Here is a 336-nt window from a genome sequence, read left to right on the forward strand (position 1 = left end):
GCGCGGCGGGCATCGCGGCCGCGTTCAACACGCCGCTCGGCGGCGTCATGTTCGCCATCGAGGAACTGGCGCGGGCGCCGGAACAGCGCTCCAGCGGCCTGATCATCGCAGGCATCGTGCTGGCGGGCCTCGTCGCCGTTTCGGCACACGGCAACGGCGCGTATTTCGGCGTCATCCACGCACCTGCAATCGGCATGGACCTCCTGCTGCCGGGCCTGCTCGTCGCCGTGCTGTCCGGCCTGGCCGGCGGGCTGTTCTCGCGCCTGATGATCGCGTCGCTGTCCGGTGCCAGTCCCGACCGCGTCAGCCGCTGGCGCGCACGCCGGCCCGTGCTGT

Annotated in this window: 1 protein-coding gene; it reads left to right on the forward strand. The window is 72.3% G+C overall.

All coding sequences use genetic code 11. From position 1 onward, the window contains the following. A partial coding sequence (locus ACEN88_RS34845) for a chloride channel protein (RefSeq protein ID WP_413346988.1) occupies window positions 1–336 on the forward strand: 336 nt, incomplete at both ends.

It is taken from the genome of Massilia sp. CT11-108, assembly GCF_047302915.1.
GTDB lineage: Bacteria > Pseudomonadota > Gammaproteobacteria > Burkholderiales > Burkholderiaceae_D > Telluria > Telluria orientalis.